A 22,201-nucleotide genomic window follows, 5' to 3' on the forward strand; every position below is an offset into this window, starting at 1 on the left:
TCAAAGGGAGCGTGAGGCGTGCAGTGTAAGAAGTTCGGCGAGGAACGTTCGTCAGCGCGCTGTAGCACAGGCAGAGTACCGTTTGCACTCCCCTGTCCATTCCTGGAGGAAGACACCATGACCCGCGAAGTATTCATCGTCAGCGCCGCCCGTTCGGCCATCGGCACCTACGGCGGCACGCTCAAGGACACGCCACTGGTCGATCTGGCCACCACCATCGTCAAGGCCGCCCTGGAGCGCAGCGGCGTGCCAGCGGACGCCGTCGGCCACCTGGCGATGGGCACGGTCGTCACCACCGAGCCGCGCGACTGCTACCTGAGCCGCGTGGCCGCCGTGAACGCCGGCTGCCCGCAGGAAACGCCTGCCTTCAACGTGAATCGCCTGTGCGGCTCGGGCCTGCAGGCGATCATCTCGTCGGCACAAGCCATCCTGCTGGGCGACTGCGAAGTGGCGATCGGCGCCGGCGCCGAGAACATGAGCCGCGGCGCCTACCTGCTGCCGACCAACCGCTGGGGCGCGCGCATGGGCGACACGCAGGTCATCGACCTGATGCTCGGCGCGCTGCACGATCCCTTCCACAAGATCCACATGGGCATCACGGCCGAGAACGTGGCCGAAAAGTACGGCATCACGCGCGAGATGATGGACGCGCTGACCGTCGAGAGCCACCGCCGTGCGGCGCAAGCCATCGCCGAAGGCCGCTTCACCAGCCAGATCGTGCCGATCGAGATCAAGACACGCAAGGGCATGGTCCCGTTCCTGATCGACGAACACGTCAAGGCCGACACCACGATGGAGAGCCTGGCCAGGATGCGGCCGGCATTCAAGAAGGACGGCATGGTCACGGCCGGCAATGCGTCGGGCATCAACGACGGCGCGGGGGCGGTCGTGCTGGCCAGCGCCGAAGCGGTCAAGGCGCATGGCCTGACGCCGATCGCTCGCCTGGTGAGCTACGCACACGCGGGTGTGGATCCGACCCTCATGGGCATCGGCCCGGTGCCCTCGACCCGCATCGCGCTGAAGCGGGCCGGCCTGTCGATCGGTGACATGGACGTGATCGAGGCCAACGAAGCCTTCGCGGCACAAGCCTGCGCCGTCTCGAAGGAACTCGACCTCGACCCCGCCAAGGTCAACCCGAACGGCTCGGGCATCTCGCTGGGCCACCCCATCGGCGGCACCGGCGCGATCATCACGACCAAGGCGCTGTACGAGTTGCAGCGCATCCAGGGCCGCTACGCGCTGGCCACCATGTGCATCGGCGGTGGCCAGGGCATCGCGGCGGTCTTCGAACGCTGCTGATCGGTGGAGGGCGGCTCAGTTGTACTTGGCGCCGCCCGCGATCTGCTGGGCATGCAGCGCCGCCGCACGCAGGTCGGCGGCATACGAGGGCTGGGTGGCCTCGTAGCTGTTGGCCCATTCGATCAGCTCTTCGGGTGTGCGTGGCTCATAGGGCTGGCCAGCTTCCGCGATGCGGACAGACAGCTTGTGCAGGGCGTCGGCCATGGCATCGACGAGGAACACCGCGAACGAACGGGCGGTGGTGGTGGTATTGACTGCAGGAACGAGAACCATTGACATCTGAAACTCCTTAGGGTTAACCCTTGGTGAAGCGGAGTATGGGGTAAACCCTAGATATGCTGTTAGCTCGTTTCATGAATCCTTGTTATACGATTCATGAATGGATTGGCGCATGCACACATGAACTTCCGCACCCTCGACCTCAACCTGCTGCGGGTCTTCGACAGCGTGATGGCCGAGCGCAACCTCACCCGCGCCGCCGACCACCTGGCCATGACGCAGCCTGCCGTGAGCAACGCGCTGCGCCGGCTCAAGGACGCCGTGGGCGAGACGCTGTTCACCCGCGCGGCGTTCGGCGTGGTGCCGACCGCGCGCGCCGACGCCCTCTGGCCCGAGGTCCGCACGGCGCTGGCGCAACTGCGGCACGTCTTCGAGCCGACCGACTACGACCCCGTCCACCAGCCGCGCACCTTCGCGCTGGCAATGGCGGACGCGGCCTCGGCGCTGCTGCTGCCGCCACTGGTGCGGCGCCTGCAGGAACAGCGGGTACTGGCCGATCTGCGCGTGCTGCCGCTGACCACCCGCGACCCGGCGCCGCTGCTCGACCGCGGCGAGGCGGATCTGGCCATCGGGCATTTTCCGGAGCTGGTCTCGCGCCAGGTCACGCTCGGCGCCAACGCCCCGCTGCGCCACCACCGGCTCGACGAAAGCGAACACGTCTGCGTGATGCGGCGCGGCCATCCGCTGGAGGCGGCCGAGCTGACGCTGGAGGACTACTGCGCCGCCGAACACCTGCTGGTCAGTTTCTCGGGCCGGGCACATGGGCAGGTGGACGAGGCGCTGGCCGGGCTGGGTCTGCAGCGCCGGGTGGTGCTGGCGGTGAACCAGTACTTCACCGCCGGCCGGGTCGTGGCGCAGACCGACCTGCTGACCGTGATGCCGCGGGCCTTTCTGGCGGTCACGGGGGCGGCGGACGATCTGGTGTGCCGGCCGTTGCCGGTGCAGTTGCCGCCGCTGCAGTTGCAAATGGTGTGGCACCGGCGGCATGACATCGACCCGGCGCACCGGTGGCTCCACGGACGGGTCATTGCCGCCAGCTCCAGCCCCCTTGCACACAGTCCTTCGCACTGAAAGAGCCACCCCATGCCCCTGTTACAGCTCCAGCAGCTCCCGCAGCTCCTGCGCTTCACCGCCCCGGCGCTGGCCCTGGCCTGTTCGACCGCGTTCGCGCAGGCCGCCCAGACGGACGAGTTCTCCCGCTGCCTCGCCGACCTGAAACCCGCCGCGCTGGCCGCCGGTGTGCGCGGCGACACCTACGACCGCCACACCCAGGGGCTGGCGGCCGACCTGACCGTGATCGACAAGCTCAACGTCCAGCCCGAGTTCAAGACACCGGTCTGGGACTACCTCGCCGGGCTGGTGGACGACGAACGGGTCGAACAAGGCCGCGCCCTGCTGACCCGGCACGCCGCCGTGCTCGCCCAGGTGCAGCAGCGTTACGGCGTCGATCCGGAGACGGTCGTGGCAGTCTGGGGCGTGGAGAGCAACTTCGGGCAGACCTTCGGCAAGTACCCGCTGGTGCAGGCGCTGGGCACGCTGTCGTGCCTCGGGCGGCGGCAGGGGTATTTCCGCGGCGAGCTGTTCGCCACGCTGCGCATCCTGCAAGCCGGCCACATCGCGCCGGAACGGCTGGTCGGCTCGTGGGCCGGCGCTTTCGGACACACGCAGTTCATGCCCAGCACCTTCGAGCGGCTGGCGGTGGATTTCGACGGTGACGGCAAGCGTGACCTAATGGACAGCGTGCCGGATGCGCTGGCTTCGACCGCGAACTTCCTCGCCAAGGCGGGCTGGCAGGGCGATCGGATGTGGGGTTGGGAGGTGCGGCTGCCGGCGGGGTTTTCAGTGGCGGGACAGGGCCGCAAGAACCGGCAGCCACTGACCGCCTGGACCGCCGCCGGGCTGCGGCTCGCGGATGGCAGCCCCTTGCCGGCCGGCGCAGAAACCGCAGGGCTGGTGACGCTGGCGGGGGCGACCGGGCCGGCCTTCCTGGTGACGCGCAACTTCGACGCGCTCTACAGCTACAACGCCGCCGAGAGCTACGGGCTGGCGATCGCGCACCTGTCGGACCGGTTGCGCGGCGGCGGGCCGTTCGCGACGCCGTGGCCGACCGATGACGCTGGTCTGTCGCGGGCCGAGCGCCGCGAGGTGCAGACGCTGCTGTCGGCGCGCGGCCACGACATCGGCGAGGTGGACGGCATGCTCGGCGACCGCAGCAAGACCGCGGTGCGCGCCGAGCAGACCCGCCTCGGCCACGAGGTCAACGGGCGGGCGGGTCAGCGGCTGTTGCGGGCACTGCGGGCCGAGGCGCCGGCAGCGCCACAGCCGGTCACGCCTTCTTCTTCGAGCGATCCGGCACCACGGTCGTGACCGTCGGACGCACCGGGTCCAGGGACATCGGCTTCGGGGGCGATGTGTCCTTCTTCGGTTTCTTGACTTCCTTGCTGCTGCGCTGGCCTTTGGGCATGGTGATCTCCGTTCGATACAGGGTGGGGTTCATGGCGCGGCGGTGTGCCGGTCATGGGGATATCCTACGCTGCCATGCCGTCCAAAGCACTCACCACTGCGCTCCATGAAGCCCGCCTCCTCGGCGCCGACCGCCCGTGGACACCGCCCACCCCCGCCACCGAGTCCGAAGCCGCGTGCCTGCTGGCGCTGCTGGCGGCCGAGCCGGCGTGGCCACCCGGCGAGATCGAGGTCCAGCCCGACGGCGCCATCCAGCTCGACTGGGACGCGGGCGAGCGCGGCTGGGTCACGCTGTCGGTGAACGGCCATGCCACGCTGACCCACAGCGCGGTGATCGACGGCGACGAGTACACGCTGGCGGAACCCTGGGATGGCCGGGCCCTCACCGACTGGGCCGCCGAGGTGCTGCGGCGCTTGTGGCGCGCGTAGCGCAAAATCCACCGATGAAAACACCCAGCAGACTACAGACACTGGTCGAGGAAGGACTCATCGACACGGTCGTGCGCCAGTTGATGAGCGGCAAGGAAGCCACCGTCTATGTCGTGCGCAGTGGCGACGAGACGCGCTGCGCCAAGGTCTACAAGGAAGCGACCAACCGCAGCTTCCGGCAGGCCGTGGACTACACCGAAAACCGCAAGGTCAAGAACACCCGCCAGGCCCGCGCCATGGCCAAGGGCACCCGCTTCGGCCGCGAAGCCACGGAAGCGGCGTGGCAAAGCGCCGAGGTCGATGCGCTCTACCGGCTCGCCGCCGCGGGCGTGCGCGTGCCCAGGCCGCACCTGTTCCTGGACGGCGTGCTGCTGATGGAGCTGGTCACGGACGCCAACGGCGACGCCGCCCCGCGCCTCAACGATGTCGAGTTCACCCCCGTGGACGCCCGCCGCCACCACGCCACGCTGATCGCCGAGGTGGTGCGGATGCTCTGCGGCGCGGGCGTGGTGCATGGCGACTTGTCGGAGTTCAACATCCTGCTGGGGGAGGACGGGCCGGTGATCATCGACCTGCCGCAGGCGGTGGACGCCGCGGGCAACAACCACGCCAAGCGGATGCTCCTGCGCGATGTGGAGAACCTGCGCAACTTCTTCGGCCGCTTCGCCCCGGAACTGCTGCGCAGCGACTACGGGCACGAACTCTGGGCGCTGTACGAGCGCGGCCTGCTGCACACCGAGACGCCGCTGACGGGGCGCTTTGTCCATGCCCGCGGGCCGGTGGATGTGCGCAGTGTCGTGCGCGAGATCGACGATGCGCGGGACGAGGACGCCGCCAAGCGCCTGCGCCTGTCCGGCAACCACCTGCCAAGAAATTGAACGCCCTCGTCAACCGGCGTGCGCAGGCTGCGTTAGAGGTGACATGCACGTACTTCCGTGCAGTTACCCGGAGTTCACAGTGAAAAAAGCGTTGTTCATGCTCGTGGCAGGCAGTGTTCTGGCTGGTTCCGTCTTTGCACAGGCCGCTGCACCCGCAGCCACCGCCGTGACCAAGGCCGCTGCCGCACTGCCGGCTGCCGCGTCGGCGGTCAAGTCGGTGGCCGCCGATGTGAAGGCCGTGGTCGCGCCGCCTGCAGCATCGACTGCCGCTCCGGCCGCTGCACCGGCACCCGCTGCACCCGCCAAGACCGCTGCCGCACAACCTGCCGTCGGCGGTGGTGCAGGCAAGGTCTGGGTCAATGGCAAGGTCTACCACTGCGAAGGCACGAAGTACTACGGCAAGACCAAGGCTGGCGCCTACATGACCGAAACCGAAGCCAAGGCCAAGGGTGCGCACGTCGTCAAGGGCCAGGTCTGTAAGTAACTGGCCCAGCGAACACCGGCCGCAAGGTCCACAAGAGGCGATGGCACGCAGCCATCGCCTATTTTTTTGCCTGTGGATCCACTGCTGCCGCCGCTGCACGCAGCTTGTCCTTCTTGCTCATGCGGTGGCCCTTGATGCCACCCGCCGCCTGGTCGGGCGTGGCCGTCTCGACCTGCTCGTAGCCGGGAATCTGCTCCCGCGGCACGCGCCGCCCCTGGCGCTTCTCGATGAGCCGGAAATGCGACTCGGTCGCTGCCGTGATGAAGCTCACTGCCGTGCCCGGCTCGCCGGCGCGGCCGGTGCGGCCAACGCGGTGGGTGTAGTCGTCGGCCGAGCGCGGCAGGTCGAAGTTGACCACCGCCGGCAGCCGCGCAATGTCGATCCCGCGCGCCGCCAGATCCGTCACCACCAGCACCTGCACCCGCCCGTCGCGGAATGCGGTCAGCACCTCGGCGCGCGTGCCCTGGCTCAGTTCGCCGTGCAGCGCCGCAGCGTGCAGCCCCTCGCGGCCCAGCTTGTGCGCGAGCAGCTCGGTGGCGTAGCGGGTCGCGACGAACACCAGCACGCGGTCCCAGCCACCTTCCTTGATGAGATACCGCAGCACACCCGTGCGCCGGCCGGCGTCCAGGGCAATGGCCCGCTCCACGATGTCGGGGTGAACGTCGTCGCCACCGTCCTCGGCCAGCGATGCACCGATGTCGATGCGCGTTGGCTCCCGCAGCAGCGCGTCGGCCAGCGCCTGCACCGTTTCCGGGAAGGTCGCCGAGAACAGCAGGTTCTGCCGTTTGGCGGGCAGCAGCGCCAGCACGCGGTTCAGCTCGTCCGCGAACCCCAGGTCGAGCAGCCGATCCGCCTCGTCGAGCACCAGCGTGCTGATCGCATCCAGCCGCAGCGCGTTGTGGTCCACCAGATCGAGCAGCCGGCCGGGCGTGGCGACGACGATCTCCGTGCCACCGCGCAGACCCATCATCTGCGGATTGATCGACACCCCGCCGAACAGGACAGCCACCCGTGGCGGGTCCGGCAGCATCCGGGCCAGATCGCGCAATACCTCGCCCACCTGGATCGCCAGCTCGCGGGTCGGCACCAGCACCAGCCCGCGGGGCGAGCGCGGCCACTCGCGGCGCACGTTCATGTCCTGCTGCAGCAGCGGCAGCACGAACGCCAGCGTCTTGCCCGAGCCGGTTTGCGCGGCGCCCTGCACATCGGCGCCCGACAAGGCGGCGGGAATGGCCTGGGTCTGGATGGGCGTCGGCGTGGCGAGGCCGAGTTCGCGGACGGCGCGGACCAGTGCCGGGTTCAGGCCAAGGGAAGCGAATGACATGGAGGTCCAGAGAGTGAGGGGTGCATTGTCTCAGCGCACAGGCCCGCGCCCTGCCGCCATCGCCCGCTCGATCTCGTTGACCTGGCGCTGTGCCTCGCGCGGCACCTCGGCCGCGTACGGCGCCATCCGCACCACCCGCTCGCGCACCCCGCCGCTGAAGGGCCGCGGCTTCCACGTCCCGGCGATCACCGCCTTGGCCACCGCCGTGTAGCGGTCGCCCCAGTGGAGGGTGCTGCTGGTGAGCTGGGCCGTGGGCGCAAAGGGGCGCAGGTCGCTCTGGTCGCCGATGCAGCGCACACCCTGGGCCGCGTGGACTTCGGCCACTTCGGCGACGGCGGACGTGCCGCGGTACTGCGTGAGCACGTCGGCACCGTCGCGCACCAGCCGCTCGGCCGCCTCGCGCTCCTTGGCCGGATGGAAGGGGGTGTTGAGCCAGACCGCCTGGACCTGGGCCTTCGGGTTCGCGCTGTGCAGGCCGCGGGTGAAGGCGTCGAGGGCCTGGAGCGCCTGCGGGTTCTGGGCGCCCGCGACATGGCCGATCCGCCCGCTGCGGCTCATCTGGCCGGCCACGCGTCCGGCGAGGTAGCGGCCCTGGTCGGCGCGGGCGTTGTAGAGGCTGACGTTGGCGGGCGCAGGGACACGCGGCGCCTCGCGGAGATCGCCCACCGACTCGAAGGCGACGTGCGGAAACTCTGGCGCCACCCGCAGCACGGCGGCCCGGTGCGACTCGCTGGTGGCGAAGATCAGCCGGTGGCCCTGCGCCACCAGCGCGCGCAGCACCCGCTCCGCCTCTGCGTCGTCGGCGACGTTCTCGACGAAACGGGTCTGCACCGCGGTGCCCAGGTTCTTCTCCAGCCCAAGCCGGCCCATGTGGTGCTGGTAGGTCCAGCCAGCGGTGCCGATGGGGGTGGCGTAGACGAAGGCCACGTTCAGCGGCGGCCTGGTGGGTGCAGGTGTCGCGGCATTGGCGGTGGCCATGGCCACACCCAGCCACAGACCCACCCCGGCCGCAGCGGTGGCCCGCAGCAGCCGCTGGCGGTCACGCCGCATGGAACACGGCATCCAGTTGCCCCACCCACACCCGCTTCTGCTCCACCGGCACGAAGCTCGCCTCGAAGCTGTTGCGCGCCAGTTGGTAAGCATGGCGTGCGTTCAGTTGCGGCAGCGCCGCGAAGAGTTCGACGAAGTTCTGGTTCAGATAACCACCGAAGTAGGCCGGATCGTCGGAGTTGACCATCGCACACAGCCCGGCGTCGAGCAGCGCCGGCAGGTTGTGGTCCGCCATCGTCGGGAACACGCACAGCTTGACGTTCGACAGCGGGCACACCGTCAGCGGGATGCGTTCATCGGCGAGCCGCTCGACCAGCGCCGCATCCTCCAGGCAGCGCACGCCGTGGTCGATGCGCTCGCTGCCCAGCAGGTCCAGCGCCTCGTGGATGTAAGCGGGCGGACCTTCCTCGCCGGCATGGGCAACGATGTGCAGCCCGAGTGCGCGGCAGCGGGCGAACACGCGTTCGAACTTGCTGGGCGGATGGCCGACTTCGCTGCTGTCCAGCCCCACGCCGATGAAGTGGTGGCGCCAGGGCAGCGCGGCTTCCAGCGTCGCCAGTGCCTCTTCCTCGCTCAAGTGGCGCAGGAAACACAGGATCAGCTTGGCGCTCACGCCCAGCCCCGTGTGGGCGCGGTGGACCGCATGGTTCAGCCCCTTGATCACCGTCTCGAACGGCACACCGCGGGCGGTGTGCGTCTGCGGGTCGAAGAAGATCTCGGCGTGGACGACGTTGTCGGCAGCGGCTTTTTCGAGGTAGGCCCAGGCCATGTCGAAGAAATCCTGCTCCTTCAGCAGCACGCTGGCGCCGGCGTAGTAGATGTCGAGGAAGCTCTGCAGGTCGGTGAAGGCGTAGGCCGCACGCAGGGCCTCGATGTTCGGGTACGGCAGCGTGACGCCGTTGCGCTGCGCGAGCTTGAAGATCAGCTCCGGCTCCAGGGAACCCTCGATGTGGATGTGCAGCTCCGCCTTGGGCATCTGGCGCAGCAGCGCAGGCAGTCGGGCCGGATCGATGGCATCGAGGCGGGCGGTGGTCATGCCGGTCAGGAGGGCAGCAGTCATGGGCGTCAAGCTCTCAGCGGATGAAAGGGGATGCGTCGCATTATCCGCACGGAAGCGATGACAATCGGCCCTGCACACAAGCCCTCACAGACCGCCCACCCGACCGCCCGCAGGCGCTCCCACCATGGCCCAGCTCCAAGACGAAACCAGCCGCACCGACCTGCTCAACCGCCTCCGGCGCGCCGAAGGCCAACTGCGCGGCATCCAGCGCATGGTCGAAGAAGGCGAGCCGTGTCTCGACATCGCCAGCCAGATGTCGGCGGTGCGCAAGGCGCTCGACAGCGCCTACGTGCGGATGACGGTGTGCTTCATGCAGCAGGAACTCAAGGAGCGCCTGCAACTGCAGCCCGAGGCCGAGGCCCGGCTCGATGCGGTGCTGGGCGACATGCAAACGCTGCTGGGCAAGGTCCGCTGAACACCCAGATCGCTGGTCAGCGCACGCCGCCGGGCAGCAGCCGGTCGGCTGGCTGGACCTCGGTGTCCGGGTCCAGCTCGATGGCCACCTGCGTGCAGACGGCGCGGCACAGCGTGGCCACGCGCTCGCTCTGCAGGCGGTAGTAGATCTGGGTGGAGTCGCGCCGCTTGCCCAGCACGCCGGCGCGGTAGAGCGTCGAGAGGTGCTGCGACATGTTGGGCTGGGTGGTGTCGATCTCGGCCAGCAGTTGCGAGACGTTCTTCTCGCCGTTGCACAGCGCGCCGATGATCTTGAGCCGAATCGGCGTGGAGAGCAGCGAGAACAGCTCGGCCACCGACTCGTAGACGTTGTCGGCCTTGTCGACTTCTGCGTCACGGTCCATGTGGCAAGCCCTTGGTCAGGTTCGGATGCAGCCTATTCTATGCGTACACACGGATGGAACTCAGTGTGGCTGCCCCGATGCGGCACCGTCCGGGTAGAACGCATGCGTGCCGCGCCCATTGGCCTTGGCGGTGTACATGGCCGTGTCCGCCTGGCGCAGCAGGACATCGGCGCTGTGCGGCGTGTCACTGGGGACCAGGGCCACGCCGACGGAGGCGCCGACCCGCACCTCCTGCCCATCGATCGACACCGGCTGCGAGGCGGCGTCCCGCAACCGCTGCGCCACGAGGGCCACCTCTTCTCGGTGACGCACCGTCGGCAGGATGACCGTGAACTCGTCGCCGCCCATGCGGAACAGCAGATCGCCTTCGCGCAGACACGCCGACAGCCGCTGGGCCACCGTTTTCAGCAACTGATCGCCCGCAGGATGGCCGAGGCTGTCGTTGACCTGCTTGAACCGGTCAAGGTCGAGGAACAGGAGCGCCGCAGTCCGTCCGGTGCGCGACGCCTGCGCCAGCGCCTTGTCGAGCCGTCGGCGGAAACTCGTCCGGTTGGGCAAACCGGTGAGCGCATCATGGAACGCCTGGTGGCGCATCGCCGCCTCCTGGACGGCGCGCTCCCGGCGCTGCCGCTGGATCACCCGGTCGGCCTTGCGGACAACCACGAACAAGAAGGCATACAGCGTCATCAGCAGGGCCAGCACCAGACCCGCCACCTGCCATTGCGCCTGGTTCTGTTGTGCCAGCAGGTCGGTGACATCGGAGTAGACCTCGAACACCGCCTCCGGTGGACCGCCCGGAAGCCCCCCGACCGGCACATACGACGCAATCAGGTTCCGCTGGGCAATCTCGCCCTCGAAGGCATTGAACTTCTCGCGGTAGCTGATGTGGCTGATGACCCGCCCCTGCTGTGCAGCCAGGATGCCGGGGGCACCACGCTCATCCCGGCCAATCTGGCGTTCATCGGTCGAGAACACCGTCAGGCCCTCCGGGTGGTAGACCTTGAGCTTGACGACGGGCAGTCCGTGCATCTGGGCCTGCACCTCGGCCCGGAGCTTGGACACCAGCGGATCGGCCAGCAAGGCCTCGCGGGACTTGCCCGCCGCACCCGCCACCAGGGTCCGGTAGCGCGCCCAGGTCGTGTTGGCAAACGACCGGGTGAGGGCCGCATTGGCACGGCCTTCGTGCTCGATCAGGTGCCGCAGCGTGAGTTCACGGTAGGTCGCGATCAGGCACACCGTCACCGCCACGATGCCCACCAGGCTCGCAATCGAGAAATACCGCAGCAACCGGAAGCGTGCAACAGAGGACGAAGGCATCGGACATCCACCAGCAGGAGTCCTCGCTATCGGCCCAACGCCATGGAGTCTTGAGGGCTGGCGCGCCCGCTGCGCCGATCAGAACGCAGTCTGCCACCCAGGGCACATCACTCACCATGGACAATTTCCCCAGGCTGCGCGATCACACTCGGTAACGCCTGTAACCTGCAATTTGGCAATAAATCACGTCCACAAGGTGAAAAAACCAGACTTTCAGGCCATCACAGCGCGATAACGTAGACCTTTCGACGCTGGTGGGTTCGGGGGGATTCACAGGGTCGATCAGGAGTACCGCCATGCTGACCGTTTCCTCTCCCTTGGGCCGTGACCGTTTCGAGCGGCCCCGCGCCGATGCAGGAACGCCACCGCCAGCCCACAGCGCCCAGTGGCTGCTGCACGTGCTGACCGGGGCACTCGATGAGCTGGATTACGGGTTGCTGATCGTCGATGCGGACGGTCGTCTGGTGCAGGCCAACCAGATGGGGCACCACCACTGCAGCGCCCGGCAAGGCTCCTGCCGCCTGGAGGACGGCCAGTTGCACACCCGTGACAGCACCGACGATCCCGTCTTGCAGCGCGCATTGGCGCAAGCCTCGGCCGGGCGCCGCAGCCTGATCAAGCTTGGCACGGAGGCACAGGCGGAGACCGTGGCTGTCGTACCGCTGACCAGTCCGCCGGGTGGACGCGCCGAGGCCGCGATCCTGCTGGTCTTCGGCAAGCACCAGGTCTGCGAAGCCCTGAGCGTCGAGCACTTCGCCCGCGTCCACAGCCTCACCCACGCCGAAGGCATGGTGCTCACCGCCCTGTGCGCCGGCGAGGAACCCAGCGCCATCGCGCGCAAGTTCGGCGTGGCCGTTTCGACGGTACGCACCCAGATCGCCAGCGTGCGCCAGAAGACCCGCGCCGCCAGCATCCGCGATCTGGTGCGGCAGGTGGCGATGCTGCCGCCCATCGTCTCGGTGCTGGGCCATGAGGCGTCGCATTGAAGGCAAACCATTGCGGATGTCGATCGATTGTCCTATCGTGAAGGACGATGCCCCGATCGCACCGCCCGCCTGCCGCCGCAGAACCGTCCCTGGACACGCTGAACCTCTCGCCCGCCCTGCTGGCCCTGGTGCGCAAGGCTGTGCCGCGCCGCTACCGCAAGGGCGTGATCCTGATCCAGGAGGGGGAGATTGGTGACACGCTCTACGTCGTGCTGGCGGGCCGGGTCAAGGTGTTCTCGCTGGGACCGAACGACCGGGAGATCACCTTCGGTCTCTACGGCTGCGGCGAGTTCATCGGCGAGATGAGCCTGGACGGCGGCCCGCGGGTAGCCAGCGTGGTCACGGTCGAGCCGACCACCTGCGTCGTCATCACCCGCCAGACGCTGCAGGAACACCTCGCGCAGTACCCGGAATTCGCTTTCGAGCTGCTGGCCAAGGTCATCGCCCGCGCCCGCGCCGCCACCCGCGATGCACGCAACATGGCCCTGATGGACAGCTACGGCCGCCTCGTCGCGCTGATCGAGGAGCTGGCCGTGACCCAGGAAGACGGCACGCGCCGCCTCGTCAGCCGTGTCACCCACGCCGAGATCGCCAGCCGCATCGGCTGCTCGCGCGAGATGGTGAGTCGCCTGCTCAAGGACCTGGAGCGCGGCGGCTACACGGCCACCATCGGCCGTGGACTGCACATCCTCAAGCCACTGCCCAACCGCTGGTGAGCCGCTTCAGCCGCCGGAGCCGCGCAGCGCCGGGGGTCCGAACTGGCGCGGCGGCCGTGGCGCACGGGCGTAGAGCGGTTCGACCTTGGGCAAGTTGGCCTCGATGTCCTGGATGCGGGTATCACTGGAGGGGTGGGTCGAGAGGAATTGCGGCGGCGCGCCCTTGCTCGCCTCGGCCATCTTCTGCCACAGCGACACCCCGGCGCGCGGGTTGTAGCCAGCACGGGCCGCCAGCTCCATGCCGACCAGATCCGCCTCGGACTCGTCCTGACGCCCGAATTTCAGCGTCAGCAGTTGCCCGCCCATGTCCGCCGCAGAACGGGCCAGATTGCCCAGCCCGAAGAGCGCCGCACCCAGCTCGATCGCACCACGGGTCGCCGTCTGTTTGCCCATGCGCTCGCGGGCGTGTTCGCGCAGGGCGTGCGCCATCTCGTGGCCCATGATCATCGCGACCTCGTCATCGCTGAGCTGCAGGGTCTGCAGGATGCCGACGTAGAACGCGATCTTGCCACCCGGCATGCAGAACGCATTCAGCTCCTGGCTGCCGATCAGGCTCACCTCCCAGGACCAGGCGCGGGCGCGGTCGTTCCATTCGTAGGTGTAGGGAATCAGCCGGTTGGCGATGGCCTGGAGGCGCTGCTGCTGCGGGTGGTTCGCGGGGGCCAGCGCGTGCTTGCTGTTGGCTTCCTGGCGCAGTTGCAGGTATTGCTGCTGCGCGGCGGATTCGACCTGCTCGGCCGACACCAGTTTGGTGAACTTGGAGTTCTGGCCCACATCAACCCCTTCACGGGCCAACGCGGGGAAGGCGGCTGTCGCCACGGCACCCGCCAGCAAGCCGCTGAACAGGCGCCGCCCATGCAGCGGGCAGCCGCAACCCGAGCGGTGCAGGTCGATGCGGGTAGTGAAGGTGGCGTCTTCGACAAGGTCTGGGCGCATGGTGGTGGACATCAAGTCGTCAAGTGGAGAAAAGATTCGGAGCGGGCGACGGCCGGAGTCAGTCGTCGAGGGCAACCGTGGCCGGATCGACCTCCAGCGCCTGCACCGTCTCGCGCAGGCCCCAGAGCATCCACAACGCCGGCAGCGCCGCGACCGTGGACACGATGAAAAAGCTGGGCCAGCCGATCGACTCGGCCAGCACCCCCGCCAGCGGCCCGACCCAGACCCGCCCGACCGAGGCAAACGCGGACAGCAGCGCGTACTGCGTGGCGGAAAACCGCTGGCTCGTCAGGCTCATCAGGAAGGCCACGAACGCCGCCGTGCCCATGCCGCCCGAGAGGTTCTCGAAGGCGATCACCATCAGCAGACCACCATCGACGGGGGTTGCCTGCGCCAGCCGGAGGATGCCCCAGTCGAAAGCCGGCACCGTCAACCCCGGCAAGACACCCTTGCCGTTGACCGCCAGCCACCAGAAGCCCAGGTTGCTCACCATCTGCAGCACCCCGAACAACAGCAGCGCCCGCCACAGCCCCAGCCGGATCATCAGCGCCCCGCCCAGCAGCGCCCCGCCGATCGTCAACCACAGCCCGATCACCTTGTTGACCACACCGACCTCGGCCGACCCGTAGGCCATCGCCTTGAGCAGGAACGGCGTCATCAGCGAGCCGGCGAAGGCGTCCCCCAGCTTGTAGAGCACGATGAAGCCGAGAAACGCCCACGCCCCCGGCTGGCTGAAATAGCTCTGCAGCCCGCCCAGCAGCGTGTCGAAACGGGCCTTGCGCGCCGCCCACGCCGCCAGCGGCAAGGTCACGCCGATGCCCAGCACGAGGCCCAGCAGATCGACCCAGCGCTGGCGCAGCGGCGCCGGCAGCGTGGTGTGTTCCAGCAGCGGCTGCAACAGCGCGCTCGCCACCCCGCCCAGCACCTTGTCCGTCAGCACATAGCCCGCCGCCACCGCCGCCAGCACCGCAGCGAAGCCGATCAGGTCGTTGCGCGCCACGCTCTCGGGCCGCACCGTCCCCTTCAGCCGCGGCATCGCCACCGCCGACACCCCTGCGGCGCCCACCATCAGCGCCGCCATCAGCCGGTACACCTCCGGCCACGTCCAGCCCGCGCCACTGCCCACCGCCGCGCCCGCCGCCACATTGGCCGGGTCGGTCCAGATCAGCGCCACGCCGCCCGACAGGATCATCGCCAGCCGATACCCCAGCACCGCCAGCGACGAACCCAGCCCGCGCTCGGCAGCCGGCAGCACATCGGTGCGGTACGCATCGATCACGACATCCTGCGACGCCGACAGGAAGGCCACCGCCACCGCCAGCAGCGAGAACGCCTGCATCGCGGTCTTCGGCGAGGTGTTCGCCATGAGCATGAGCACGCCCGCCAGTGCAAGCTGCGTCAGCACCAGCCAACCCTTGCGCCGGCCAAGGAAGGGCGGGTCGAACCGGTCCATCAGCGGCGCCCACAGGAACTTGAAGGTGTAGGGCAACCCGACCAGACTCAGGAAGCCGATCGTCGCCACGTCCACCCCTTCGAGGCTCAGCCATGCCTGCATCGCCTGCCCGGTGAGCGCCAGTGGCAGCCCCGACGCGAACCCCAGCACCAGCACCGCCGCCAAGCGCCACCAGCGCAGCAGCCACGCCGCAGCAGAAGAGCGGCCCGACGGCGGGTCGGACAGCGGAGAGGCGGCGGAGGGAAGGGGTTGGGCCATGGGGGGATTCTAGAAGCCGGGATTGCCGTCCCGGCGCCGCGGCACTGCGGGTATTCGCGGACAATCCGGGCCATGCACGCCTCCGCCTCTCCCTTCACCCGGCAGGATTTCCGCTCGGCGCTCGGCCTGTTCGCCACCGGCGTCACCATCGTCACCGCCCGCGCCGCCGACGGCACCCCGGTGGGACTGACGGCCAACTCCTTCAATTCGGTCTCGATGTCGCCGCCGCTGGTCTTGTGGAGCCTGTCGCTGCAGGCCGGGTCGATGGCCGCGTTCGCCAACGGCTCGCACTACGCCATCCACATCCTCGCCGCCGACCAGCGCGCCCTGGCCGAACGCTTCGCCACCCGCGGCGCCGACCGCTTCGCCGGACTGGATTGGCGCGAAGGGGCGGGGGGCGTGCCGCTGATCGACGGCGCGGCGGCGGTGCTCGAATGCCACAACCGCAGCCGCTACGAGGAAGGCGACCACGTCATCTTCGTCGGCGCGGTCGAGCAATGCCGCTACCGGGCCGATGCCTCGCCGCTGATCTTCCACGGCGGGCGCTTCTACACCGAACTGCCGCTCTGATCGATCGGCCTTTGTGGCCGCCGAACCCAATTGGTACCGCAGTTTGCCAACAGTTGCCGGATTTATCATTTTCAATATCTGGCACTATTCACGCCCTTCAAGCGCGGGATATAGGATCAGGGCTTGACAGCAGTAATGCCTTGACAGATGGCAATACCTAGCTTCGGCCCACTGTGGGTGTGGATATCCATTCATGCTCCATACAACAATAAATCCATGTCACGCCACCAGACTCCCCCTGATTGCAGGGAAATACCTCCCGCCGCGCCTTTGGTGGTCACGCACCGAAAACTCGCCAAACCCCCCCCCATGGCACTCGGCTTGATCGGCAATCGCTCGATCACTTGCAACCTCTGCCAGCGCAAAATCCTGTCCTCGCTTCTGCTTGCGCACAAGCAGGAATCCCACGGCGACACCGTCTACAGCCGCGCCGCCAACGGCCGCCCCAAAAGCATCTGGTTCCGCCCGCCGCCGCAGGTGCAATCGCCGGGCTGGCGCAGACCCGCTGCCATGCGCCCGATATTGAGCCGCTGACCACGCGCCAATACCGCACCACCCCTCACCCAAGGGATTGCAAAGATCCCTCCATTTTGTTTTTACTGCCGTGCTCCAGCATGGTCCCCGCATTCATGGCGTTGTGGTGTCCATGCAGGTTGGCCGACATTTGGTTCATAAAGGTACCAATTCAGTACCCCTGCACCGCCGCGGCCTGTTCCTTGTTCGCAACGCCATGGTTTCCTGTTGACCCACCCCCCGCCCCGACCGTCCACCCACCCCCATGAATGCCATGAAGCACCTCTTTGCCTCTCCGATGCTGGCGTCAGCTCTGCTGGCGTCGTCTTTCGCCTTGCCGGCCCATGCCGCGATCGCCCTGGGCAGCCTCGCGCCCACGGTGGCCGAGCAGGCCAGCCTGGACCAGATCAACCGCTTCCGTGCCGACCCGCAAGGCGAACTGGGTCGGATGCTGGGTGTTTCGCAGGCCACCCTGGCCTCGGGCATCACCGCCTCGACCGGCGCCAGCGCCGGCAACGGCACGGTGTGGAGCACCGGCTTCTGGGGCAATCTGGCGGGCGCCAATGCAGCCACCGGGGCACTGGACTACTTCCATGTGAACCCCGGCGACCTGCTGTACCAGTGGAACCAGCTTCCGGGCGCGGGCGTGCTGCACCCCTACACCTGGAACGGCAACCTCGGCCAGTCCTCGCTCGAATACGCCAAGCTGGTGGTGGCGGATGCCGGCGTCAGCGCCAGCCCGCACAACGTGCCGCCCTACACCTCGGGCCTGAGCCAGCGGTTCGTGGACGCCGGGTACGTGAACTGGAACAACCTGGGCGAGAACATCGCCTCGAATTTCCCGAACAGTAGCGCCTACATGCACGCCGGCTTCGCCATCGACTGGGGCGGCGCCGGCAACGGCATCCAGAACCCGTCCGGCCACCGCAACAGCATGCTGAGTTCGACCTTCACCGAGATCGGCATCGGCATCACCCCCGGCTGGACTGCGGGCAACGTGACGCAGGTGCAGCACTTCGGCGACCGCAGCAACAGCGCGGCCGAGTTCATCTGGGGTTACGCGTGGCAGGACGCCGCACTGGGCACCTACACCTTCGGTGAAGGGATGCAGGGCCTGACCGTGCAGGTGCTCGACGCCGGCAGCAACGTGCTCGGCACCACCACGACCGATGCCAACGGCGGCTACACGCTCGGTGCCGTCGGTCTGGCGGACGGCACGTACACGGTCAAGTTCCTGAACGGCGCGACCACGCTGGGCACCCGCTCGGTGGCGGTCAGCAACCTGGGTCTGTACAACGCCAACTTCGTGATGGCCGCAGCCGCAGTGCCGGAACCCTCGACGTGGCTGATGCTGATGCTGGGTGGCGTGCCGCTGGTGGTGCGCGCTCGCCAATCCCGCAAGCCGGGTCAATGATCCTGCGTGCCCCTGGTCGTGGCGGGGGTGACCAGGGCCTGCCACGGCAGGGACTGCATCGGCAGCCGCCAAACCTGTTTTCCGGCTATCGATCATCGGATTGATTCGTTCTCCGCTGACGTCGGGCTCCCTAGGATCCGTTCATTCCTCCAGACTGAACGGATCCACCCGATGCACCGCCGCCAGACCCTGATCGCTGCTGCTGCCCTCGCCCTGGCCCTCGGCACCTCGCCGGTCCGCGCCAGGGACATCACGCTGCTCAACGTCTCCTACGACCCGACCCGCGAGCTGTACCAGGACTTCAACAAGGCGTTCGCCGCGCACTGGAAGGCGAAGACTGGCGACGCCGTGACCGTCAAGACCTCGCACGGCGGCTCGGGCAAGCAGGCCCGCTCAGTCATCGACGGGCTGGAGGCCGATGTCGTCACGCTGGCACTCGCCTACGACATCGACGAGATCGGCGACAAGGCGAAGCTGCTGCCCGCCGACTGGCAGAAGCGCCTGCCGCACAACAGCGCACCGTACACGTCCACCATCGTCTTCCTCGTGCGCAAGGGCAATCCCAAGGGCATCCAGGACTGGGCTGACCTCGCCCGGCCCGGCGTCTCGGTCATCACGCCCAACCCGAAGACCTCGGGCGGTGCGCGCTGGAACTACCTCGCCGCCTGGGGCTGGGCGAAGAAGACGCTCGGCTCGGAGGCCAAGGCGCAGGAGTACGTGAAGAAGGTGCTCGCCAACGTGCCCGTGCTCGACGCCGGGGCGCGTGGCTCGACCGTGACCTTCGTCGAACGCGGCATCGGCGACGTGCTGCTGGCCTGGGAGAACGAGGCGCTGCTGGCGATCAAGGAACTCGGCCCGGGCAAGTTCGAGGTCGTCGCACCGCCGTTGTCGATCCTGGCCGAGCCGCCGGTGGCACTGGTGGACAAGGTGGTGGACAAGAAGGGCACGCGCGCGGCGGCGCAGGGCTATCTGGAGTACCTCTACTCGCCGATCGGGCAGGACCTGGCCGGCCAGCACCACTACCGCCCGATCGACCCCAAGGCGGCGGCGCAGTACGCGGCGCAGTTCCCGAAGATCACGCTGTTCCGCCTCGACGACGTGTTCGGAAGCTGGCGCGAGGCGCAGAAGGTCCATTTCAGCGATGGCGGCACCTTCGACCAGGTGTTCACGAAACGCTGACGCCCAGGGGAATCGACTTCCATGCTGCCACTGTCACGGGCGCTGCTGCGCCGCCACAGCGTGCTGCCCGGCTTCGACCTCGCGCTGGGCTTCACGCTGCTCTACCTGAGCCTGATCGTGCTGCTGCCGCTGTCGGCGGCGTTCATGAAAACCGCCACGATGACCTGGCCCGCGTTCTGGGATGCGGTCTCGTCGCCCCGCGTGCTCGCCTCGTACCGGCTGACCTTCAGCGCCTCGCTGGCCGCCGCGCTGCTCAACGCCGCCTTCGGGCTGGTGATCGCGTGGGTGCTGGTGCGCTATGACTTTCCGGGCAAGCGGTTGGTGGATGCGCTGGTGGACCTGCCGTTCGCGCTGCCGACGGCGGTGGCCGGCATCACGCTGACCGCGCTCTACGCCGAGAACGGCTGGATCGGCAGCCACCTGCCCTTCAAGGTCAGCTTCACGCCGCTGGGCGTGTTCGTGGCGCTGCTGTTCATCGGGCTGCCGTTTGTCGTGCGCACGCTGCAGCCGGTGCTCGAAGACTTGTCGCAGGAGTTCGAGGAAGCCGCCGCCACGCTCGGCGCCGACCGCTGGCAGACCTTCCGGCTGGTGATCCTGCCGATCCTCGCGCCGGCGCTGCTGACCGGTTTTGCGCTGGCCTTTGCCCGGGCGCTGGGCGAGTACGGCTCGGTGATCTTCATCGCCGGCAACCTCCCGCTGGTCAGCGAGATCACGCCGCTGATGATCGTCAGCAAGCTGGAGCAGCACGACGTGGCCGGCGCGACCGCCATCGCGGTGGTGATGCTGCTGCTGAGCTTCGTGATGCTGCTGGTCATCAACCTGCTGCAAGCGTGGACGCGCCAGCGTCAGGGACAGTGACCATGCAACGACAACGACCCACCACCGAATCCCACTGGGTGCGGTACACGCTGATCGGCGTGGCGCTGGCCTTCCTGACGCTGTTCCTGTTCATCCCGCTGGCGACCGTCTTCATCGAGGCGCTCAAGAAGGGCTGGGGTGTCTACGCCGCCGCCATCACCGACGACGACGCACTGTCGGCCATCCAGCTCACGCTGATCGCTGCAGCGATCTCGGTGCCGCTGAACGTGGTGTTCGGCGTGGCCGCGGCGTGGTGCATCGCCAAGTTCGAGTTCCACGGCAAGAGCGTGCTGCTGACGCTGATCGACCTGCCGTTCTCGGTCAGCCCGGTGGTGTCGGGGCTGATCTACGTGCTGGTGTTCGGGCTGCAGGGCTGGACGGGCGAATGGCTGCGTGACAACGACCTGCGGGTGATCTTCGCCGTGCCAGGCATCGTGCTGGCCACCGTGTTCGTGACCTTCCCGTTCGTGGCGCGCGAGCTGATCCCGCTGATGCAGGCGCAGGGCCGCGAGCAGGAGGAGGCCGCCGTCGTGCTCGGCGCCAGTGGCTGGCAGATGTTCCGGCGCGTGACGCTGCCCAACATCCGCTGGGCGCTGCTGTACGGCGTGATCCTGTGCAATGCGCGAGCGATGGGCGAGTTCGGCGCGGTATCGGTCGTCTCCGGCCACATCCGCGGGCAAACCAACACGGTGCCGCTGCACATCGAGATTCTCTACAACGAGTACCAGTTCGCCGCGGCGTTCGCGGTGGCCTCGCTGCTGGCCGGGCTGGCGCTGGTGACGCTGGGCCTGAAGTACATCGTCGAACAACGCGTGAAGGCGCAGCTCCGCAGCGCCCGCCAAGACAACGGAAGCACCCCGGCATGAGCATCGAAGTCAAGGATCTGAACAAGCGTTTCGGTCGGCTGACCGTCTGTGACCACCTGAACCTGACGATCGGGTCGGGCGAACTGGTGGCGCTGCTGGGGCCGTCGGGCTCGGGCAAGACGACGCTGCTGCGCATGATCGCGGGGCTGGAGGTGCCGGACTCGGGCCAGGTGCTGTTCCACGGCGAGGACGCCACGCGGACCGATGTGCGCGATCGGCAGGTCGGGTTCGTGTTCCAGCACTACGCGCTGTTCCCGCAGATGACGATCTTCGAGAACGTCGCCTTCGGCCTGCGCGTGCGGCCCAAGGCGACGCGGCCGAGCGAGGCGCAGATCCGAGCCAAGGTCACCGAGCTGCTGAAGCTGGTGCAGCTCGACTGGCTGGCCGACCGTTACCCGCACCAGCTCTCGGGCGGCCAGCGGCAGCGGATCGCGCTGGCGCGGGCGCTGGCGGTGGAGCCGGGTGTGCTGCTGCTGGACGAGCCGTTCGGCGCGCTGGACGCCAAGGTCCGCAAGGAACTGCGCCGCTGGCTGCGCCGGCTGCACGACGAGATGCACGTCACCAGCGTCTTCGTCACCCACGACCAGGAGGAGGCGATGGAAGTCTCCGACCGCATCGTGGTGATGAACGAGGGCCGCATCGAGCAGGTCGGCACGCCCGACGAGGTCTACGACAAGCCGGCGACGCCGTTCGTGCTGCAGTTCCTGGGCGATGTGAACCTGTTCCATGGCCGGCGCGACCATGCGCCGGGGCAGCCGGTGGAAGCCAAGGACGTGACCTACGTGCGCCCGCACGAGATCGACATCGTCACCACGGCCGGGCCGGACACCTGGGCGGTGACGCTGGCGCATGTGCTGACGGTGGGGCCGAACACGCGGCTGGAGTTCCGCCGCAACGACGACGAGTCGCTGGTGGATGTGGAGCTGTCACGCGAGGCGTGGACCGCGCTGCGCGGGCGGCTCGGGCTGCGGCCAGGGAGTGCTGCGCATTTGAAGCCGCGGCGGATCACGCGGTTTCAGGAGGTGGCGGATGATCCGGCGGCGGCGATTTGAAGGACGGCCCCAACGCTCGA

25 protein-coding genes are annotated in these 22,201 nt (G+C 68.2%); 16 read left to right on the forward strand and 9 right to left on the reverse strand.

Going from position 1 to position 22,201, the window contains the following annotated elements; genetic code table 11:
* Window positions 1-117: 117 nt before the first annotated feature.
* Window positions 118-1,299: an acetyl-CoA C-acyltransferase family protein gene (locus tag QZW52_RS07505; protein ID WP_293996898.1), complete on the forward strand. Its 1,182-nt coding sequence runs from the start codon at window positions 118-120 to the stop codon at window positions 1,297-1,299.
* 15 nt (window positions 1,300-1,314) lie between these two features.
* On the opposite strand, the gene QZW52_RS07510 is transcribed toward QZW52_RS07505, so the two are convergent.
* Window positions 1,315-1,578, reverse strand: a complete 264-nt coding sequence (locus QZW52_RS07510; protein ID WP_293996900.1) for a hypothetical protein — start codon at window positions 1,576-1,578, stop codon at window positions 1,315-1,317.
* A gap of 120 nt (window positions 1,579-1,698) precedes the next feature.
* Between QZW52_RS07510 and QZW52_RS07515 the strand changes: the two genes are divergently transcribed.
* A complete protein-coding gene (locus QZW52_RS07515) occupies window positions 1,699-2,649 on the forward strand; it encodes a LysR family transcriptional regulator (RefSeq protein WP_293996902.1) in 951 nt (316 codons plus the stop codon).
* Between the two features lie 12 nt (window positions 2,650-2,661).
* A complete protein-coding gene (locus tag QZW52_RS07520) occupies window positions 2,662-3,945 on the forward strand; it encodes a lytic murein transglycosylase (RefSeq protein ID WP_293996904.1) in 1,284 nt (427 codons plus the stop codon).
* Here QZW52_RS07520 and QZW52_RS07525 read toward each other — a convergent pair.
* Window positions 3,905-4,075: a hypothetical protein gene (locus QZW52_RS07525; RefSeq protein WP_293996983.1), complete on the reverse strand. Its 171-nt coding sequence runs from the start codon at window positions 4,073-4,075 to the stop codon at window positions 3,905-3,907. The two genes, QZW52_RS07520 and QZW52_RS07525, sit on opposite strands and share 41 nt — an antisense overlap.
* 41 nt (window positions 4,076-4,116) lie before the next feature.
* On the opposite strand from QZW52_RS07525, the gene QZW52_RS07530 reads away from it, so the two are divergent.
* From QZW52_RS07530 to QZW52_RS07540, 3 genes are all read left to right on the forward strand, one after another.
* A complete protein-coding gene (locus QZW52_RS07530) occupies window positions 4,117-4,470 on the forward strand; it encodes a hypothetical protein (RefSeq protein ID WP_293996906.1) in 354 nt (117 codons plus the stop codon).
* A 14-nt stretch (window positions 4,471-4,484) separates the two neighbouring features.
* Window positions 4,485-5,348: a PA4780 family RIO1-like protein kinase gene (locus tag QZW52_RS07535; RefSeq protein ID WP_293996908.1), complete on the forward strand. Its 864-nt coding sequence runs from the start codon at window positions 4,485-4,487 to the stop codon at window positions 5,346-5,348.
* A 79-nt stretch (window positions 5,349-5,427) separates the two neighbouring features.
* Window positions 5,428-5,832, forward strand: a complete 405-nt coding sequence (locus QZW52_RS07540; RefSeq protein WP_293996910.1) for a signal peptide protein — start codon at window positions 5,428-5,430, stop codon at window positions 5,830-5,832.
* A 58-nt stretch (window positions 5,833-5,890) separates the two neighbouring features.
* On the opposite strand, the gene QZW52_RS07545 is transcribed toward QZW52_RS07540, so the two are convergent.
* From QZW52_RS07545 to QZW52_RS07555, 3 genes are read right to left on the reverse strand one after another with little or no spacing between them, the layout of a single operon-like run.
* The gene (locus QZW52_RS07545; RefSeq protein ID WP_293996912.1) at window positions 5,891-7,156 is read right to left on the reverse strand and encodes a DEAD/DEAH box helicase; all 1,266 of its coding nucleotides are present in this window, start codon (window positions 7,154-7,156) and stop codon (window positions 5,891-5,893) included.
* A 30-nt stretch (window positions 7,157-7,186) separates the two neighbouring features.
* Window positions 7,187-8,206 carry a BMP family ABC transporter substrate-binding protein gene (locus tag QZW52_RS07550; RefSeq protein ID WP_293996914.1) on the reverse strand — a complete coding sequence of 340 codons (1,020 nt, stop codon included), beginning with the start codon at window positions 8,204-8,206 and terminating at the stop codon, window positions 7,187-7,189.
* Window positions 8,196-9,242, reverse strand: coding sequence for an adenosine deaminase (locus QZW52_RS07555; protein WP_434738292.1), 1,047 nt, complete (start codon window positions 9,240-9,242; stop codon window positions 8,196-8,198). The genes QZW52_RS07550 and QZW52_RS07555 overlap by 11 nt, the downstream gene beginning before the upstream one ends.
* Window positions 9,243-9,390: 148 nt before the next feature.
* On the opposite strand from QZW52_RS07555, the gene QZW52_RS07560 reads away from it, so the two are divergent.
* On the forward strand, window positions 9,391-9,681 hold the full coding sequence (locus QZW52_RS07560; protein ID WP_293996918.1) for a metal-sensing transcriptional repressor: 291 nt from the start codon (window positions 9,391-9,393) through the stop codon (window positions 9,679-9,681).
* Window positions 9,682-9,697: 16 nt separating this feature from the next.
* On the opposite strand, the gene QZW52_RS07565 is transcribed toward QZW52_RS07560, so the two are convergent.
* Together QZW52_RS07565 and QZW52_RS07570 are read right to left on the reverse strand one after the other, a co-directional pair.
* The gene (locus QZW52_RS07565; RefSeq protein WP_293996920.1) at window positions 9,698-10,063 is read right to left on the reverse strand and encodes an ArsR/SmtB family transcription factor; all 366 of its coding nucleotides are present in this window, start codon (window positions 10,061-10,063) and stop codon (window positions 9,698-9,700) included.
* A 60-nt stretch (window positions 10,064-10,123) separates the two neighbouring features.
* Window positions 10,124-11,380, reverse strand: a complete 1,257-nt coding sequence (locus QZW52_RS07570; RefSeq protein WP_293996922.1) for a GGDEF domain-containing protein — start codon at window positions 11,378-11,380, stop codon at window positions 10,124-10,126.
* A gap of 296 nt (window positions 11,381-11,676) precedes the next feature.
* On the opposite strand from QZW52_RS07570, the gene QZW52_RS07575 reads away from it, so the two are divergent.
* A complete protein-coding gene (locus QZW52_RS07575; protein ID WP_293996924.1) occupies window positions 11,677-12,366 on the forward strand; it encodes a helix-turn-helix transcriptional regulator in 690 nt (229 codons plus the stop codon).
* Between the two features lie 47 nt (window positions 12,367-12,413).
* On the forward strand, window positions 12,414-13,082 hold the full coding sequence (locus QZW52_RS07580; protein WP_293996926.1) for a Crp/Fnr family transcriptional regulator: 669 nt from the start codon (window positions 12,414-12,416) through the stop codon (window positions 13,080-13,082).
* A 6-nt stretch (window positions 13,083-13,088) separates the two neighbouring features.
* Here QZW52_RS07580 and QZW52_RS07585 read toward each other — a convergent pair whose 3' ends face one another.
* Together QZW52_RS07585 and QZW52_RS07590 are read right to left on the reverse strand one after the other, a co-directional pair.
* Window positions 13,089-14,030, reverse strand: a complete 942-nt coding sequence (locus tag QZW52_RS07585) for a M48 family metallopeptidase (RefSeq protein ID WP_293996927.1) — start codon at window positions 14,028-14,030, stop codon at window positions 13,089-13,091.
* Window positions 14,031-14,076: 46 nt separating this feature from the next.
* On the reverse strand, window positions 14,077-15,729 hold the full coding sequence (locus QZW52_RS07590; RefSeq protein ID WP_293996929.1) for an AmpG family muropeptide MFS transporter: 1,653 nt from the start codon (window positions 15,727-15,729) through the stop codon (window positions 14,077-14,079).
* Between the two features lie 72 nt (window positions 15,730-15,801).
* On the opposite strand from QZW52_RS07590, the gene QZW52_RS07595 reads away from it, so the two are divergent.
* The 7 genes from QZW52_RS07595 to QZW52_RS07625 all read left to right on the forward strand — a co-directional run bounded on the left by QZW52_RS07595 (window position 15,802) and on the right by QZW52_RS07625 (window position 22,181).
* Complete coding sequence (locus QZW52_RS07595; protein ID WP_293996931.1) at window positions 15,802-16,299, forward strand: flavin reductase family protein; 498 nt, start codon at window positions 15,802-15,804, stop codon at window positions 16,297-16,299.
* A 309-nt stretch (window positions 16,300-16,608) separates the two neighbouring features.
* Window positions 16,609-16,833, forward strand: a complete 225-nt coding sequence (locus QZW52_RS07600) for a hypothetical protein (protein WP_293996933.1) — start codon at window positions 16,609-16,611, stop codon at window positions 16,831-16,833.
* A 253-nt stretch (window positions 16,834-17,086) separates the two neighbouring features.
* Window positions 17,087-18,226, forward strand: coding sequence for a CAP domain-containing protein (locus QZW52_RS07605; protein ID WP_293996935.1), 1,140 nt, complete (start codon window positions 17,087-17,089; stop codon window positions 18,224-18,226).
* 171 nt (window positions 18,227-18,397) lie between these two features.
* The gene (locus tag QZW52_RS07610) at window positions 18,398-19,405 is read left to right on the forward strand and encodes a sulfate ABC transporter substrate-binding protein (RefSeq protein ID WP_293996937.1); all 1,008 of its coding nucleotides are present in this window, start codon (window positions 18,398-18,400) and stop codon (window positions 19,403-19,405) included.
* Window positions 19,406-19,426: 21 nt separating this feature from the next.
* Window positions 19,427-20,263, forward strand: coding sequence for a sulfate ABC transporter permease subunit CysT (gene cysT / locus QZW52_RS07615; RefSeq protein ID WP_293996939.1), 837 nt, complete (start codon window positions 19,427-19,429; stop codon window positions 20,261-20,263).
* Between the two features lie 2 nt (window positions 20,264-20,265).
* On the forward strand, window positions 20,266-21,129 hold the full coding sequence (cysW, locus tag QZW52_RS07620; RefSeq protein WP_293996941.1) for a sulfate ABC transporter permease subunit CysW: 864 nt from the start codon (window positions 20,266-20,268) through the stop codon (window positions 21,127-21,129).
* Entirely contained in the window at window positions 21,126-22,181 is a 1,056-nt protein-coding gene (locus QZW52_RS07625) for a sulfate/molybdate ABC transporter ATP-binding protein (protein WP_293996943.1), read from the forward strand. The genes cysW and QZW52_RS07625 overlap by 4 nt, the downstream gene beginning before the upstream one ends.
* Window positions 22,182-22,201 lie beyond the last annotated feature (20 nt).

The sequence above is a fragment of the Sphaerotilus sp. genome, from assembly GCF_013299175.1.
GTDB lineage: Bacteria > Pseudomonadota > Gammaproteobacteria > Burkholderiales > Burkholderiaceae_C > Sphaerotilus.